Genomic DNA, 16,734 nt, shown 5'->3' with positions numbered 1-16,734 from the left:
AGGATCTCCGCATGAAACGACGGAACGGAACCGCCGCTGTTCTCCCAGGAGTCGGCGCGGCGCATCATCGCGGGATCCCCGCTGGCCTCCTGCTCGTGCTGGCCGCTGCGTGCTCCAGCCCGGGACAGTCCATGCAGCCGCTGAAGCTCTCCGCCGAGACGCGCGCTGCGACCGGCGCCACCGGGCCAGCTTACCTCATTCGAACGCCGGCTGGCACCAGCGTCACCCTGGAGGAAGCGGTCGACGTGCTCGCCGACGCGGACGTGGTCTTCCTGGGCGAGCAGCACGACAACGCGGCAGGGCACGCGGTGCAGCTGGCGCTGACGGAAGCGCTCGGCCGGCGACGCGGCAACATCATCCTGTCCATGGAGATGTTCGAGCGGGACGCCCAGGCGAGCCTCGATCTGTACCTCTCCGGCGCGCTGTCGGAAGAGGCGTTCAAGGGCATCGCGCGTCTTTGGCCCAACTACGACGAGCACTACCGCGCCGCCGTCGAGTTCTGCAAGGAGCAGGGCTTCCCTGTCCTCGCGGCCAACGTCTATCGCCCGATCGCCTCGCGTGTGGCCCGCGATGGCGCGAGGGCCGCGATCGGCGATCCCTGGGCGGCCCGCACGATCCACGCGCCCATGGACAGCGAGTACCACCGCCGCTTCACCGAGGTCATGGGCGGCCACGGGAACGGAGTCGACGACGCCATCATGAACCGCGTCTATGAGGCGCAGTGCCTCAAGGACGACACGATGGCCGAGAGCATGGCGCTGGCGCTGGAGGCCGCGGCCGCCGACCCGGTCACGGGGCAGAAGCCACAGGTGATCCACTGGAACGGGCGCTTCCACAGCGACTTCGGCCTCGGGACGGTCGAGCGGCTCAAGCTGCGGGACCCGTCCCTGAACGTGGCCGTCGTGTCGATGATCGAGCGGATGCCGACCGTGCTGGAGCCGCTCACCGAAGAGGAGCTCGACCAGGGGCACTTCGTGATCGTGGCCGAGCAGCCCTGATCGACGGGGCCCCCAGGCACTCAGGCCCTCAGGCCCCCAGGCGCTCCAGCAGCGCCTGGACCACGGCCGCCGGGGCCGACTCGTCCGTCTGTAGATGCTCGTCCGCCTGGGCGTAGAGCGATTCGCGCCGGGCGAGGATCTCACGGAGTTCGTCGAGGGCGCGCGGGTGCCCCTCGACGGGTCGATGATCACCCTGGCTGAGAACGCGCGCCAGATGCGCCTCGGGCGCCGCGCGGAGCCAGACGGTCCGGCAGGATTCGCGCAGACGTGCGAAGGTCTCGGGGCTCGTGACGATGGAGCCGCCGGTCGCGATGACCTGGCGCTGGCCCTCGGCGAGGACGTCCTCCAGGGCCTCGCGCTCCAGCCGGCGGTAGGTCTCGACGCCCTGGATGTCGAAAATAGCGGTCAGCGAGAGGCCTGCGAGCCGCTCCACCCGCTCGTCCAGCTCGACGAAGGGCGTCTCCAGCTCCCGGGCCAGCAGGCGCCCCACCGTGGACTTCCCCGCGCCGCGCAGGCCCACGAGGGCGATCCGCTCGGTCCTGGGCGAGGCCGCCGGGAGGTCGCAGAGCTCCGCCAGGGACATCCGAAGGGCCCCCGCCATGGCGGCCAGCTTGAGCACGGTCAAGTTCGCCCTCCCCGCCTCTGCCTCCGTGACATAACGCCGCGAAACGCCCGCGCGCTCCGCCAGGCCCGTCACGGTTTGGCCCAGGGCCTCCCGCGTGCGGCGAATACGCGCACCCAGCGCCTGGAGCAGCGCCTGATCCCCTTGCTTCGTCATGCCCTGGAAACTATAGTGCATCCACGCACTCCGCCTGAGCGATATCCTGCTCAGAACTTCCGTCCACCCAACTCGGATCTCCAAGTGACCACGACTCAAGAACAGAGCCAGGCCGGCACCGGCCCGGATGCGACCAGCGCCCAGACCATCCGGTTCGCCACGCACCCGAGCCGCTACAAGCACTGGGATCTGAGTGTCGACGGCGACGTCGCCACCCTGGCGATGAACGTCGAGCCGTTCGGTGGCCTGCGCGAGGACGTGGAGCTCAAGCTCAACAGCTATGACCTCTCGGTGGACATCGAACTCGCCGATGCCATCCAGCGCCTGCGCTTCGAGTACCCGCAGGTTCGCGCCGTGGTCATGACGGGAGCGCTGGATCGCGTGTTCTGCGCGGGCGCGAACATCGTGGTGCTGCGGAGCAGCCTTCACAGCGAGAAGGTCAACTTCTGCAAGTTCACGAACGAGACCCGTAACGGCATCGAGGACGCCTCGGCGAACTCGAACAAGCGCTTCCTCGCCGCGCTCAATGGTACGGCGTCCGGCGGCGGCTACGAGCTGGCGCTCGCCTGCGATCGCATCCTCCTCGTCGACGACCGCAACAGCGCCGTGTCGTTCCCCGAGGTGCCGCTCCTCGGCGTGCTTCCCGGAACCGGCGGACTCACCCGAATCACGGACAAGCGCAAGGTGCGTCGCGACCGCTGCGACGTGTTCTCCAGCATCGCCGAGGGCATTAAGGGCAAGCGCGCCGTCGAGTGGAACCTCGTCGACCGCATCGCCTCGCTGTCCCAGTGGGACGAGGTCGTCGCCGAGGAGGCGCGCGAGCTGGCCGAACAGTGTGACGCTCGCCCGAAGGCCAAGGGGGTCGAGCTCCCGGACATCGTCGCGAAGGTCGACGGCAACACGTGGACCTACGAGTACGTGACGATGGAGATCGACCCGGCCCAGCGTACGGCGAACCTCTCGATCCACGCTCCCGACACGCGCCCCGCAAGCGTGAGCGAAGCCTACGAGGCGGGAGCGGCCTGGTGGATCTTCCAGGCGTTCCGAGAACTCGATGACGCGCTCCTGAACCTGCGCACGAATCTCCGCGACGTGGCCCTGGTGCTCCTGCGCGCCACCGGAAGCGCCGAGACCATCGAAACGACCGACGGCCTCATGGCAGGCAGTCACGAGGAGCACGACTCCTGGTTCGTGAACGAGGTCAAGCACTTCGTCAAGCGCGTTCTCAAGCGCCTCGACGTGACCGCGAAGAGCTTCTACGCCCTCGCGGGCGACGGCACCACGTTCACCGGCACGTTCCTCGAGCTCGCGCTCGCGAGCGACCGCATCTACGTGCTCGACGACCCCGACTTCGACGTGCACCTCGGCGTCACGGTCGCGAACGCGGGGATGTTCCCGATGGCGAACGGCATCTCACGCCTGGAGACTCGCTTCCTCGGCGAGCCGACTCGCGTCGCCATGATCCTCGAGCGCATGCGTCAGATCCCGGCCGATGAGGCCAATGATCTGGGCCTCGCGACGTTCGCCCCGGACGACATCGACTGGGAGGACGAGCTTCGCATGGCCATCGAGGAGCGCGCGAGCTTCTCGCCCGACGCCCTCACCGGCATGGAAGCGAACCTGCGCTTCGCCGGCCCCGAAACCATGGAGACCAAGATCTTCGGGCGGCTCACCGCCTGGCAGAACTGGATCTTCCAGCGCCCGAACGCCGTTGGCGAACGCGGCGCGCTCAGCTGCTACGGCACGCCGATGCGTCCTGAGTTCAAGGTCGAGCGAACCTGATTCTATCGCTCACAGCCTGAGCAAAATTCCATTTTGCTCGCTGTTCGATGCCCCTGGCGCATCAGCTAACGCAGATGCGCGTCGAGCCAGAGCCAGGCCTGCTCAGGCTCTCACTCGCCCCTACGATTCACCCTGGCCTCCGGGCCGCATCTTCCTTTCAACGGAGACAACATCCATGTCGACCATCGACTACAGCCAGAAGATCCCGAACAACGTGGATCTCAAGTCGGACAAGCGCCTCCAGCGCGCCCTCGAAGCCTGGCTTCCTGACTACATCAACTGGTGGCGCGAGATGGGCCCCACGGACTTCAACGAGAACGACGTCTACCTGCGCACGGCGGTCAGCGTCGATCGCGACGGCTGGGCGAACTTCGACTACGTCAAGATGCCCGACTACCGCTGGGGCATCTTCCTGACGCCGACCGAGCCGGGCGGCAAGATCGGCTTCGGCGATCACATGGGCGAGGACGTCTGGCAGAGCGTGCCGGGCGAGTACCGCAACTGGCTGCGCCGTCTCATCGTGACCCAGGGCGACACCGAGCCCGCGTCCGTCGAGCAGCAGCGCCTGCTCGGTCTGACCGCGCCGTCGCTCTACGACATGCGCAACCTGTTCCAGGTGAACGTCGAGGAGGGCCGCCACCTGTGGGCCATGGTCTACCTGCTCCACAGCAGCTTCGGCAAGGACGGCCGCGAAGAGGCCGCCGAACTCCTGGAGCGCCGCTCCGGCAACGCGGATCACCCTCGGATCCTCACGACGTTCAACGAGCCGTGCCACGACTGGCTCAGCTTCTTCTGCTTCACGATGTTCACGGACCGTGACGGCAAATACCAGCTGCTCTCGCTCGCCGAGTCGGGCTTCGAGCCGCTCGCGCGCACGACTCGCTTCATGCTGACCGAGGAAGCGCACCACATGTTCGTCGGCCAGACGGGGATCGCGCGCGTCGTCCGCCGGACCTGCGAAGCCATGAACGAGAACCCGGACAAGACCGCCGAGGAGATGGGCGTGATTCCGCTGGAGACCATCCAGCGCTACATCAACTACTGGGCTTCGTCTTCGCTCGACCTATTCGGCGCGGAAGTCTCCAGCAACTCGGCCAACTTCTTCGGCGCGGGCATCAAGGGCCGCGCGTACGAGCAGAAGAACTACGACGAGCACACCGCCCTCGACCAGGGCTACCAGCTCGATCGCTGGTCCGACGGATCGATCACGACCGAAGAGGTCCCGCTCCGCAACGCGATGAACGAGGTCCTGCGCGACGAGTACATCAAGGAGAACGAGAAGGGCATCGACTACTGGAACCGCGAGTGCGAGAAGGCCGGCAACGACTTCCGCTTCACGTACCCGAACCGCCGCTTCAACCGCAAGGTCGGCGAGTGGTCAGGGGGCTTCTTCCACCCGAACACCGGTGAGCCGATGACGAAGGAAGCCTACGAGGCCGCTGCGCTCGACTGGCTCCCCTCGCAGAAGGAAGCCGACTACGTGAAGAGCCTGATGGTTCAGGTCACGGCCCCCGGCAAGTTCGCCAACTGGATCGCGCCGCCGCTGCGCGGGATCAACGGCCAGGACGTCGACTTCGAGTACGTGAAGCTGTAGAGCCACGAGAAAGCACCGCGTCAGCGGGAATGAAGTGAAGGGGCGAGGGCGCAGGAATGCGGCCTCGCCCCTTCTCTGTTTGGGGCACCCACGAAAGGCCCTGGAAGTGGCCGCTATTCAGGCGTGGCCCGCCATGCGGTCCCAGTCCAGCGCATTCGGTGAGGCGCGCCACACATTTCGCTTACCGGCGCTTCAGACCGCCCTGTGGCAAATCCGATTTCCTTCGTGGACACATCAGCAGGGCGGCGCTCGCACTGCAGCTGTCTCGTCTCTCGAGGGCAAACGAGGACAACTACCATGACGATGATGAGGGGCTCCGCTCCCTTTACGCCTGGGCGTAAAGGTGACGAGAAGTATGCGACGGCTTACGTCGCACGATTTACCGCGCTCAGCGCATTCGCCATTTTTGCAGCGGGCTGCGGTGGTGACACCAGTAGCAGCGTGGGCCTCGGCGACGACGGAGTCGTCAGCTCGCCCACCTTCGACTTCGAAAACGACGGATACGTCGTTGGCAAGGTCCGGATGAACGCTCCTGCTGTTCCAGACTTCCTGCTTCGCGCGACGCTTCCCGTCCCGCGCGGAACGTTCGCCGCTGATGACGCCCAGGTTCCCCTGGCCGTCATCTCTTCCGCTGACCCGACGGCCTCCCCCACCCAGGTGGAAGTCGTCTCTCGCTACGCAAACAACGAAGACGGCGCGGACGTCGTTGAGATCATCAGCCGCGTGCGCCGTCCCGACGTCGCCCCTGGCACTCCGATCGAGTACCTCGTCGTCTACGCTCCTCACGCCAAGGGTGACCTCCAGCTGTCACCGGCAGTCGACACGATCCTGCGCGCCCCGGGCGCCGTCCGCCTGGTCGCCAATGATCCCTTCGGCAACCCTTACTCCGCGGACCTCTTCGCAAAGATCAAGAGCGCGGACCCGACCGTCGAGGTCGTCCGCGACGGCGAACTCATCAAGGAGTTCCGCGTTCCCGAGGTGCTGGTGCCGACTTCGCCCGTCACGGGCGCAGAAGGAACGCTTCCGCGCCTGATGGGCGTCAACGCCTTCGTTCGCACGTTCGCAGGCGAGGACTTCTTCGCCCTCGATCTGCACGTCCACAACGGCTTCGACGGCAAGGACGAATCGGTCACATGGGACGAAGTCCTCACCGATCTCTACTTCGACAAGCTTCACCTGCGTCTTCCGCAGGGTTGGGAAGTGCTCCACGCGCTGGAGAATCCGTTCACGGGCGATGCTTTCGCAGCGGGCAACATGCAGGAGGTCCCGCTCATCGCGGCGATCCCCGATGGCGACATGCACCTGATGCATCGCCAGTCGCAGTTCTCTCGCCGGATCATGATCGCTCGGACGGATGCCGTCGAGCGCGCGCGCGCGGAGCTGGAGCACCAGACCCTCGCGTTCTGCACGGAGGGCCGAGCCGACGATGGCTCGGAGCTCTGGTCGTGGTGGAACCCGGCCACCGCGCGCTACCTGCCCCAGAACCACCGATTGCCGAACCTGGCGAGCATGACGACTCGCGAGGCGATCGACGCCGAGTTCCGTGGCCAGTACGAGGCCCGCTCCGCCATGGTCGAGACGGGTGTCGGTGATGCGTATCCGATCCTCAGCGGGAACCTCGGCTGGGCTCACCCTTACTGGTCGTCCTACGGCGGCATGACGGGCGGCGAGAACATCGAGCAGATCCCGGGCGTCGAGATCGCCTGGTCGGGATCGCAGGCGGGCTTCCGCTTCATCGAGATGCGCAACCGGATGGTGCTCGAGCGCCAGCCGACCGCCCTCTACTCATCCGCCGGCATTCCGACGAAGTTCGAGGATCACCTCGTCACGACGGGACAGAACGGCCCCTACCTGCCGTTCGACCTCTCGATGAAGTTCGTCGGCGACGATAGCTACTTCGGGTTCGACGACGCGCCGACCTTCCAGGCCGACTACGTTGCCTCGGCGGGCCTCAAGCCCGCCTACGAGGAGCCGCTCAAGGAGTTCATGGCGATCGACCTGCAGCACCTCATTCGCTTCACGAACGACCTGAAGACGATGACCTGGCTCGGGAACGACAGCCTTTCGAAGTGGCAGATCCGCCGTGTCGGTGAGCTGTTTCGCATGACGCACCACGAGGGCAACGTGGGAGACTACGGCTACGTGGGTGGTTCGAGCCTCCAGTGGCGCATCAACCGCGTGACCGAGAACCCGGGAGTCGGGATCGAGTACGGTCGCGGTGAGGGCTGGGGTCTGTTCGCTGCCTCGGCGGCCTACGCCACCGGCGACGACGATCTGCGCGAGCGCTTCCGCCCCTGGTTCGCCGAAGTCAGCCGCGTCTGCGCCGAAGGCCAGTCCGACTGCACCGGCAACCTGACCGCTGTCCGCATCGGCAAGCAAGCGAACGGCATCTACCGCACGCGCCAGTCCTTCGAGCAGTCGTTCGCCACGAACGCCCTCGAGTCCATGCGCACGACCGTGTTCGATCGCGTCGACGAAGAGGTCTCCGAGCGCCTCGCCGACATCATCGTCGGAACGGCCTACTCGACCATTCGCATGCCCTTCTACGATCCCGCCCATGGCGGTCTCCGCAAGGTCATCGGCGTCGGCATGAGCGACATGTCGATCCCGGACTTCTGCTTCGACCTTCCGGACGACGCCGGCTACGGCCTCACGAACGTGGACCACGAGACGCCACTGACGCTCTGGACCTACGCCTACGAGCTCTCCGGCGACGCAGCGTTCCTTCAGATCGCAGCCTCGAGCCTCGGCACGACGGCGAACCTCGAAGCCGAACTCAACATCCTGGGCCAGCAGCGTCTGCCCCACTCGGCCTTCATGCTCGGCACGGTCCAGGCGATGAGCTCGATCCACTGATAGGATCGCGGACCAGAGCCCGCCTCGCATGAGCTGCGGGACAGGGCGTGAGAAGGGCGCTGCATCCTCGGATGCAGCGCCCTTCTTGCGTTCTCGCAGGACCGCCACAAACCTCAAGATCTACTCATTCTGAGGCACGATCGCCCTGGACACCCCCGTGAAGCCCCGTGGGTGTTAATCCAAAATCACGGCCTTGTGGCCCCCCCGGGACTGCGCCTAGCCTCTGCGCTCGCTCCTCCGGCCCTTCCAGGGATCCATGGCGACTTCCGCAGGCTCCTCCCGGCCTGCACCAAGAGGTCTCCAGCCCCGCAGGCGACATGAGGACGAGATGAACAGTTGCAGTCGGAGACACGCGGGATCTTGGAACCGCAGCTCCGATCAGGCGCGTCTTGCCGTCACCCAAACGGCGCTCGCACCGAGCCGCTATCCAACGTGCACGGCCCCTTCGGCCGTTCGCTTCCATCGAAGAGGGGAACCATGAAACAAGCCGCGTCCCATACGCACACACTGAGCCTGCAGATTCCGAAAGAACCGAATCTCGGCTCGCGTAGGCCCTCACGTCTCTTCGGCCTTCGATCTCCGCTGAGTCTCTTCCTCGCACCTGCCTGCCTCGGGGTCACCCTCCTCGCTGCCACCGCGGGTCCGGCGGCCGCGAGCCCGGTTCCGGTTCCGGCAGTCATGGCCCAGAGCGGCCGGGTCGTCGCCAAGATCTCGGTCATCGCACCGGCACCCGCCTCCTTCATCCTCGAGGCCACGCTTCCCGTGCCCCCGGGGACGATCGTCGAGGGCCAAACCACGGTTCCGCTCGCGCTCAGGATCGACGACCACGAGGTCACGACCCAGATCGAGGTCGTCAGCTGGTACCCCGATCCAGAGGACGGCGCGGACGTGATCGAGCTGATCGGGCGTGTCCGGCGACCGGCCAGTGTGAGCGAAGGCGACGAGATCGAGTTCGAGGTGGTCGAGAGCCAGCAATCCGTGCAGCCTTTCGTCGCCTCGCCGCACGTCGAGCAGCTCCTCAACACCCCGGGCGCCATTCGGCTCACCGCGAACGACCTCCACGGCAATGGCTACACCGCCGATCTGCTCGCCAAGGTGCGCAGAGAGGACCCCTCGGTCACCAACCCGAGGTTCGGAACGTACATCCAGGAGTCGCGCTCCCACGAGGTGATGGTCCCCGATCCAGGAGCCGGCACGGGCGCCAGCGCACCCTACCCCCACCTCCTGGGCGTCCACGTCTTCGCCCGCTCCTACGCGCACCTCGATTTCCTCGCGCTCGACCTGACGCTGCACAACGGGATCTTCGGCAAATCGAACTCCCCCCTGGATGATGCGATCTGTGACGCGTACTTCGACTCACTGGACCTTCATCTCCCTGCGGGCTGGACCCTGGCGTGGGCCATCGAGAGCCCGGCGTATGGAGAGCGTCGCAACGAGCCCGGCGGCACCGTGCAGTCCCTTGTGCGCCCCCTGCGCTACGGCCAGTTTCACAACGTTCCCCAGCAGGCGCAGTTCAACCGTCGCCTGATCATCGCGCGAGGCGCCCAGGCCCTCGCCCAGGGCCGAAGCTTGCTTAGACGCGAGACCCGGGGCTTCTGCGTGCCGAGCGCCACGCCGCCCCATCAAATCACGGATCCGGAGAACGAACTCTGGTCGTGGTGGAACCCGCTCACCGCGCGGTTCCTGACGTCCAACACGCGCCTTCCCGTGCTCACTCACATGTCGCGTGAATCGGTCACCGCCGAGCTGGAGTCGGACTACTTCCAGGTCTGGGATCAGGTCCGCACCGGCCGCGAGGGCGGCTACCCGATGACCTTCCCGTCGCTGGGGTGGGCGCACCCCTGGGGCGTCCAGTACGGCGGAATGACGGGCGGTGACGAGATCGAGATGATCCCGGCGATCCGCGAGGCGTGGGCTCGCCAACCCGTCGGTCTGCGCTTCCTCGACCAGCTCTCCAAGGCGTACATCGACCGTCAACCCGACGCGATCTTCCAGCTCGACGGGACACCACCGGACGTCGAAGAGCACGTGTTCCTGGAGGGAACGCCGAACGCCTACGTCGACGGCTACTTCTACCTGAAGCCCGCCTACAGCGACACGTACTTCGGCTTCAACCACGTCGAGTGGAGCATGGCGGAGACCGCGTACATGACCGCGCGGATCCCCTTCTACGAAAAGGACCTCAAGGATTTCCGCCCGATCGACTTCGCGCACCACACGCGCTACCTGAACCCGCAGCTGGGTCTGACCTGGTTGGGGAACGACAGCCTGGCCAAGCTCCAGCTCGAACTCAGCTCGGCGCTGTTCCGCTTCTCCTTCCACAAGTACAAGAACTCCTTCTATAACAGCATCCAGGGCACGGGCCTCCTGCGCCGGAAGCTGGACGTCGGTGAGAACCCCGGTAAGGGCGCGTCCTTCGGTCGCCCGGAAGCCTGGGCTCTCATTGCCTCGGTGGCGCACTACGTGACCTCCAAGGACCGGGGCGAGCGCGCGAGGATGCGCACCTGGTTCGAAGACGTCTCGCGCACGGCCTACCTCGGTCAGTCGACCTGCACCGGCAACCCCACCGCCGTGGCGATCGGAAAGGCCTTCAAGGGCGCTTACCACACGCGTCAGTCCTTCGAGGTGGGCTTCATGCTGAACGCGGCCCAGTCCATCAAGACATCCGTGCTCGACGGAGTCCGTCCTGGCATGGCGAGCATGATGCAGGACTACGTGACAGCGGGCGCCTACTCGACGGTGAGCACACCCTTCTGGAACCTCCAGGCGAACGCGCAGTACCGCGTGATCGCAGTGCGGCCGCGCTTCCTGCACCTGCCGGAGTTCTGCGCGGACATTCCGGAGAATGGCTATGAAGAGTCCCCCTACTTCGACAAGACGACCGCCATGCCGGCCTGGGCCTACGCGTTCCAGGCGACGGGCGACGGGATCTTCTTGCAGCGCGCCCAGGAGGCGCTCGGCGAGTCGAGCAACCCGCTCTTCGAACTCGAGAAGTACGGTACGCACCTTCTGTATGAGATCGCGCCGCTCCTGAGCACGCTGCAGGCGCTGTAGACCGAATCGCGCCGCGCGGCGTTTGCTTCCGCGTTCATGGATCGGGACCCTATCCTCCACCCATGATCCGCGAAAACGAACCGACTTCCAGCAGACCCGTTCGGAGCCACCTGGCCCGGGCGGGTCTCTTTCTGGCTCTGACGGGCGCCTCGGCGGTCGGTCTCGCGCTGTTCGACGTGATCCCCGGAGGCTGGCGCCTTCGGACGCTGATCGTGCCCCAGTCCGTCCAGGACCTGCGGCGGCGCGAAGCCCACCGCCAGGCGCGGTTGGAGCAATTCGCGAGCGAGACGAAGCCCGCGCCCGGCGGCACGCTGTTCCTCGGCTCGTCGACGATCGAGCGCTTCCCGCTGGCGGAGCACTTTGGGAGTCTCGCCACGGTCAATCGGGGGATCGGGGACGAGGACCTCTCCGGGCTGGAGGCGCGCGCGCTTTCCACGGCGATGGACCTGAATCCTGCCCAGGTCGTCCTCTACGCCGGCAGCGTGAACGTTCGGCGCGCGATCGACGACGGGTCCTGGACGCCGCCGGGGGAGATCGTCGTGCGGGCAGGGCGGCTGGCGACGGGACTGCTCGAGCTGCCTGGCGTCGAGAAAGTCGTCCTGCTCGGCATCCTGCCTGAGCGCGAAACTGGCGCGGAACTCGCCGACCGCCTCCGGGAAACCAACGCAGGCCTGGCCGCAATGGCTGCGTTCACCGACGGAATCTTTTTCCTGCCGCTGGCTCGCGAACCTCTGATCGACGCGGCGGGCCACCTGCGCGAGGAAGTCAGCGCTGACCGGCTCCATCTGAACGACGCCGGGTACGCGATCTTCGCCGGGTGGCTGCAACCGCTCCTCGAGGAATGAACGATCCCCTCTCACGGCGAGGGAATCCTCGGCTCGGTTAGGGGGAACCGGACTCGCTGGCCGAAGAATGAGGGAACGGTTCGTAGACTCTGCGACCCGCTCCCCCCCTTCCTCCCCATGCTTCGAAGTATCAGCTCCAACTGGTCCCTGAACGCGCTTCAGATCGTCGTGTTCATGGTGCTGACGCCATTCACCGCGAACGCCGTCGGCAACGACACGTACGGGATCTGGGAGATCATCGTCGCGGCGTCCGGGCCGCTTCAGCTCCTTTCGCTCGGGCTGCCGATGGCGACCGTACGGGCGCTCAGCTCGGCGATTGCGCGCGAGGACGGGCCCGCGGCCACCAAGGCACTTGGGACGAGCCTGTCCCTGACGCTGGTCCTCGGCGTCGTCGCCGCGCTCCTCGGGATCGTCGCCTACGGCGCCTTCACGGGGCCTCTGATGGCGGATCCGCGCTGGGACGTCGTGACGGAGACCGAGCGTCACAAGGCCACCATCGCGCTCATCGTGATGCTCGCGAACGTCGCGCTCGGGTTCGCGCTGAAGCTGCCCTATGCGATCTTCGACGCCCACCACGACTTCGTCGCCCGCAACCTGATCATGGGCGGGGGCCTCCTCGCCAAGCTCGGGGCGACCGTCGCGCTGCTCTCCTGGCGCGCCGACCTCGTGACCCTGGCGTGGGTGCAGATCGGCATCGCCGCGCTCGAGTTCCTGGTGGCGATGCTCTCCTCGCGGAAACGCCACCCGCTCGTCCACTTCAAGCCCCAGCGCATCGAGTGGGTCGAAGCACGGAGCCTCCTGTCGTTCAGCGTGTTCGCGTTCCTCCTGAACATGGGCGCGCTCCTCGCGTTCCGGATCGATGCCCTCGTCATCGGCTTCAACGCCCCCACCGCCGACGTCGCCATCTACGGCTACGGCAACAAGATCTTCGATCCGTTCATCAGCATCCTCCTGGCGATCGGGATGGTGCTGATGCCCATGGCCGCTTCGTCGGCGAGCCGCGGCGACCTCGACGACATCCGCGCCGAGTTCCAGAAGTGGTCCAAGATCGCCGCGACGATCGTGATGCTGATCGGCGGCTACTTGATCGTGCTCGGGCCGAACTTCCTGGAGGCCTGGCTCGGCGACGTGTACAGCCCGATCTCGGGCCGGGTCCTTCAGATCCTGATGGTCTCGTTCTTCTTCTTCCTGCCGATCCGCGGCGTGGCGCTGCCCGTCCTCATGGGCCTCGGCCACGCGAAGGTGCCCGGGTACGGCCTGCTCGGCATGGGCGTCGCGAACCTCCTGCTCAGCCTCGCGCTCGTCGGCGAGTACGGGATCATGGGCGTCGCCTTCGGAACGGCGATCCCGAACGTGGTGTTCTCGATCGTGTTCCTCTGGGATGCCTGCCGCCGCCTCGACCTCAGTCTAGGGGAGTGGTTCCGCTACACCTTCGGGCGGCTGCTCCCGATCACCGTCGTGGCGTCCGGGGCCCTCGCGCTGGGAGCCCAGCAGATCCCGCTCCACGGCTACCCGAGGGTCGTCGCAGCGGGCGTTCTCTACAGCGCTCTCTTCGTGGTTCTGGCGCTGATGTTCGTCTTCCGCGGCGACCGGTTCCTCGATACCGATGCGCTCATGGCGCGCCTCATGGACAAGCTCAGGAACAGAAAGTAGTGATCGACCTGCTCGTGTACTCCGCGCTGGGCGCGGCTGCGGCGTTCGCCCTTGCCGAACTAGGCGCTCGCGCCTGGATCAGGAAGCGGGACCGCTGGTACATCCACCAGCCCTTCTCGCGGCGCCACTTCACGATCGCCACCGATGTCGTGCCCCAGCTGCCTGGGGAGGCCACGTTCGAGGCGAACGCAGACGGCGAGCGCGGCGACCCCGTGCCCGAGCACCCCGAAAGCGTGCTGCGGGTGCTGGTGGCCGGCGGAAGCGCGGCAGAGTGCTTTTTGCTCGACCAGAAAGACACGTGGTCGGCGGCGCTCCAGGACGAACTCCGGCGCAGGCCCCAGCTCGGCCAGGGCGTCCACGTCGGCAACGTCGCGCGTTCTCTCATCACCTGCCGCAAGATCAACGCGATCCTGGCGCGGGTGGTGCCGCGGCTTCGCTCGCTCGACGTGGTCGTTCTGATGGTCGGCGCGAGCGACCTCGTCGACTGGTTCGAGGCGAAGACGCCGCCCGTGATCGAAGAAGGCCCGTTCCAGCTCGCCGACTACGTGGCCGAGCATCCCGAGGGCCCCTTCGGATGGAAGCCGAAGACGCTGGCGCTCTACCAGATCGCCCGCGGGCTCAACGTCCGCCTGCGCCGCCCCGTGCAGGTGAAGAAGAACGTCGGCGCGACGATCGCGAAGCACCGGGCCGCCAGAGCGGCGACGAAGAACCTCCTGATGGAGACGCCGGACCCCGCGCCGATGCTGAACGCCTTCGAGACGCACCTTCGGGCGCTGATCGAAACCTGCCAGAAGTCGGCGAAGCACGTGGTGGTGGCCCAGCAGCCGTGGCTCGATCGCGACTTCACGCCGGACGAAGCCAAGCGCCTCTGGAACTTCGGCCAGGGCAGCCCCTACCGCGGCGCTCTGGATGCCTACTACGACATCGACCTCGTGCGCAGCCTCATGGAGAGGGTCGACGAGGTCGCCGTGAAGGTCGCCGACGAGATGGGAGCCGCACGGGTGGACCTTCGCAGGTTCGTGCCGAGTGACTTCGACCACTTCTACGACTTCCTACACCACTCGCCGAAAGGCGCGAAGCTGGTGGGAGCTGCGATCGCGGACAAAATCGCGTCGCTTCAGGAGGCCGGCCCGGGGTAGCCCCTGGCACGTGCGGCCTCGTGGGACCACGACGGCCACGCCACCTGCAGGGCCAGCATCGAAGCGCTCGACGCGGGGTCGATCGTCATACGCTTGACGTTCAGTGGATCGAAACCGTGGATCGGAGACGCGCCTCCGCCGTAGGTGAAGCCCAGCTCGTAGCCCGTTTCCTCCACGGCCGCCACGATCTCGGGCTGACCACGGATGGCATAGCCGGAGGGGTACGCGAGCGCCCGGACCTCCCGGCCAAGTCGCTGTTCCAGCTGCGATCGAGAACCGGCGAGCTCGTGGGCCAGCTCCTCGGCTCCCAGGGTGGGCAGCAAGCGATGCGTGACGGTGTGCGACTGAACGTCCATGCCCGCCGCAGCGAGCGCCTCCACCCCCTCCCAGTCGAGCAGCAGCTCGTCGGCGATCGCCGCCTCCAGCGCGCGGTCCCAGGGGACACCGAGGGCCTCGCAGACGGCGTCCAGGAAGCCCTCCCGATCGAGGTCGCGCCCGTGCTCCAGGAGCGCCCCGATCTCCGCCGTCGATCGCGAGCGATCGGCCAGGTCGAGGGTGAGGTTCCAGGGCTGGCCGAGCTCCAGGCGGGGCACCCTGGAACGCTTCAAGGCGTAGGCGAGTCGATCCCACCAGAAGACCCGCCGCTCGTCGATGTAGGCGGTGGGAACGAAGAACGTCGCGCGCATGCCGAACTCCAGCAGCAGGGGCAGCGCGACGTCGAGGCAGCTCCGGTAGCCATCGTCGAACGTGATCAGAACCGGTGTTCCACGCAGCGCGGAGCAGGCCTCGGGCTCGCCGCGCGCCAGGGCGAAGACACGATCGAGCTCCACGCTTTGCCCGTGCCGCCGCACCAGACCCAGGAATCGCCGGAACTCATCGGGCGTCGCGTCGATGATCTCGTCCGAGAACGTCTCGTCCTCTCGGCGGAGCGCCAGACGATGGAATCCGAACGCGCCGAGATGGCGGGCCGCGAGGGGCTGCCTCAGCCAGGACGTGGCGCGAAGGACCCCTGTTCTGTCCGCTGCACGCGCCAGTCGATCCAGCTTGCTCATCGATCCCCTCGGACCGACCCGGCGCTCGTGGATGGGTACCCGAGTCGATTGGCCGTCCGACTCATGCCGCGGAGCTCCATGGCGGGCGAGCCGCCCGGCGCGAGGTGCGGCTCGGCGCCCCCGCGGAGGCGGACGCGCGGGTGTGCCAGGTCCGCGCCGAGGAAGGTCGAAATCTCTTCGAGGAGATCGGCTGGATCCTCGAACCAGCGCTCGTAGCGAACGAGCATCACGTTGCTGTCCTGCGCATGGCGGAGGACCCGCTCATAGACCTCGTCGTAGTGCGCCACGCGCCGCTGCTCCTCGGTCGAAGCGCTCTGCAGCAAGCGCCGATGGAGGTCGTGATTGAAGGGGACATCATGGTCCAGCCCCATTCGAAGCCTCCCGGGCTGGCGCCCCATCGACGAGACCACGCTCGCGGGGTCACGCACGCACACGAGGAATTTGAGGCTCTTCGACGAGCCGAGAAGCTGCCAGTAGCAGGGCCACTTGAGGCCAACGGGCGCACCCGGGTTCGCGGGCGTCACACGGTAGCTCCGGGCTTCTCGCGTCCAGGCCACGCGCGCCTCGGCCTCCAGTAACCGAACGTCGAGGCGCGTGCTGGGGAGCCGGCCGCCAGCCCACTCGGTGCGAAGCCAGCGGAAGACCTCGTGCGGTGGGAACCGCAGGCCTTCCCATGGCTCCATCGCCGTCATCATCCGGGGCGGCTGGTGAAGCATCGCGGCGAGGAGCGACGTGCCGGACCGAGGGCATCCACAGATCACGACGTTGCGCGCCTCGGCCGCCACGCCGTCTTCGCCTTCCAGCGCGGCGCGGGCCGTCTCCAGCTCCAGCGAGCAACGTGCCAGTTCGCGAGCCTCCGAGCGCCCGGGCCGAAGCACGAGCCACGCCCGATCCGAGGCGAAGCGGAAGCTCCGCTGTAACCAGCTGGACGGACGCACGGCGGAAGCGCTCAGGCGCGATTCGAAGACGGGCGCCACCAGGCA

At 66.8% G+C, this 16,734-nt stretch carries 11 protein-coding genes; 8 read left to right on the top strand and 3 right to left on the bottom strand.

Annotated elements, in window-relative coordinates; all coding sequences use genetic code 11:
* The first annotated feature begins 11 nt into the window (after positions 1 to 11).
* The gene (locus Poly30_RS12085; RefSeq protein ID WP_145197599.1) at positions 12 to 998 is read left to right on the top strand and encodes a ChaN family lipoprotein; all 987 of its coding nucleotides are present in this window, start codon (positions 12 to 14) and stop codon (positions 996 to 998) included.
* Between the two features lie 28 nt (positions 999 to 1,026).
* Here Poly30_RS12085 and Poly30_RS12080 read toward each other — a convergent pair whose 3' ends face one another.
* Positions 1,027 to 1,776 carry a shikimate kinase gene (locus Poly30_RS12080; RefSeq protein ID WP_419191284.1) on the bottom strand — a complete coding sequence of 250 codons (750 nt, stop codon included), beginning with the start codon at positions 1,774 to 1,776 and terminating at the stop codon, positions 1,027 to 1,029.
* 84 nt (positions 1,777 to 1,860) lie between these two features.
* Between Poly30_RS12080 and boxC the strand changes: the two genes are divergently transcribed.
* The 7 genes from boxC to Poly30_RS12045 all read left to right on the top strand — a co-directional run bounded on the left by boxC (position 1,861) and on the right by Poly30_RS12045 (position 14,699).
* A complete protein-coding gene (gene boxC, locus Poly30_RS12075) occupies positions 1,861 to 3,558 on the top strand; it encodes a 2,3-epoxybenzoyl-CoA dihydrolase (protein ID WP_145197595.1) in 1,698 nt (565 codons plus the stop codon).
* Positions 3,559 to 3,733: 175 nt separating this feature from the next.
* A complete protein-coding gene (gene boxB / locus Poly30_RS12070; RefSeq protein WP_145197593.1) occupies positions 3,734 to 5,152 on the top strand; it encodes a benzoyl-CoA 2,3-epoxidase subunit BoxB in 1,419 nt (472 codons plus the stop codon).
* A 303-nt stretch (positions 5,153 to 5,455) separates the two neighbouring features.
* A complete protein-coding gene (locus Poly30_RS12065; protein ID WP_145197591.1) occupies positions 5,456 to 8,008 on the top strand; it encodes a hypothetical protein in 2,553 nt (850 codons plus the stop codon).
* A 477-nt stretch (positions 8,009 to 8,485) separates the two neighbouring features.
* Positions 8,486 to 11,062 (top strand): hypothetical protein, encoded by a 2,577-nt coding sequence (locus Poly30_RS12060; protein WP_145197589.1) that lies wholly within the window; start codon positions 8,486 to 8,488, stop codon positions 11,060 to 11,062.
* 62 nt (positions 11,063 to 11,124) lie between these two features.
* Positions 11,125 to 11,907: a GDSL-type esterase/lipase family protein gene (locus tag Poly30_RS12055; protein ID WP_145197587.1), complete on the top strand. Its 783-nt coding sequence runs from the start codon at positions 11,125 to 11,127 to the stop codon at positions 11,905 to 11,907.
* A gap of 117 nt (positions 11,908 to 12,024) precedes the next feature.
* Positions 12,025 to 13,560, top strand: coding sequence for an oligosaccharide flippase family protein (locus Poly30_RS12050; protein ID WP_145197585.1), 1,536 nt, complete (start codon positions 12,025 to 12,027; stop codon positions 13,558 to 13,560).
* The gene (locus tag Poly30_RS12045; protein ID WP_145197583.1) at positions 13,560 to 14,699 is read left to right on the top strand and encodes an SGNH/GDSL hydrolase family protein; all 1,140 of its coding nucleotides are present in this window, start codon (positions 13,560 to 13,562) and stop codon (positions 14,697 to 14,699) included. Before Poly30_RS12050 ends, Poly30_RS12045 begins: the two co-directional genes overlap by 1 nt.
* On the opposite strand, the gene Poly30_RS12040 is transcribed toward Poly30_RS12045, so the two are convergent.
* Together Poly30_RS12040 and Poly30_RS12035 are read right to left on the bottom strand one after the other, a co-directional pair.
* Positions 14,678 to 15,751: a polysaccharide deacetylase family protein gene (locus tag Poly30_RS12040; protein WP_145197581.1), complete on the bottom strand. Its 1,074-nt coding sequence runs from the start codon at positions 15,749 to 15,751 to the stop codon at positions 14,678 to 14,680. The two genes, Poly30_RS12045 and Poly30_RS12040, sit on opposite strands and share 22 nt — an antisense overlap.
* Positions 15,748 to 16,728, bottom strand: coding sequence for a sulfotransferase domain-containing protein (locus tag Poly30_RS12035; protein ID WP_419191283.1), 981 nt, complete (start codon positions 16,726 to 16,728; stop codon positions 15,748 to 15,750). The genes Poly30_RS12040 and Poly30_RS12035 overlap by 4 nt, the downstream gene beginning before the upstream one ends.
* Positions 16,729 to 16,734: the final 6 nt, after the last annotated feature.

It is taken from the genome of Saltatorellus ferox, assembly GCA_007751475.1.
Lineage (GTDB): Bacteria > Planctomycetota > UBA1135 > UBA1135.
This window is presented reverse-complemented; position numbering and strand designations above follow the sequence as displayed.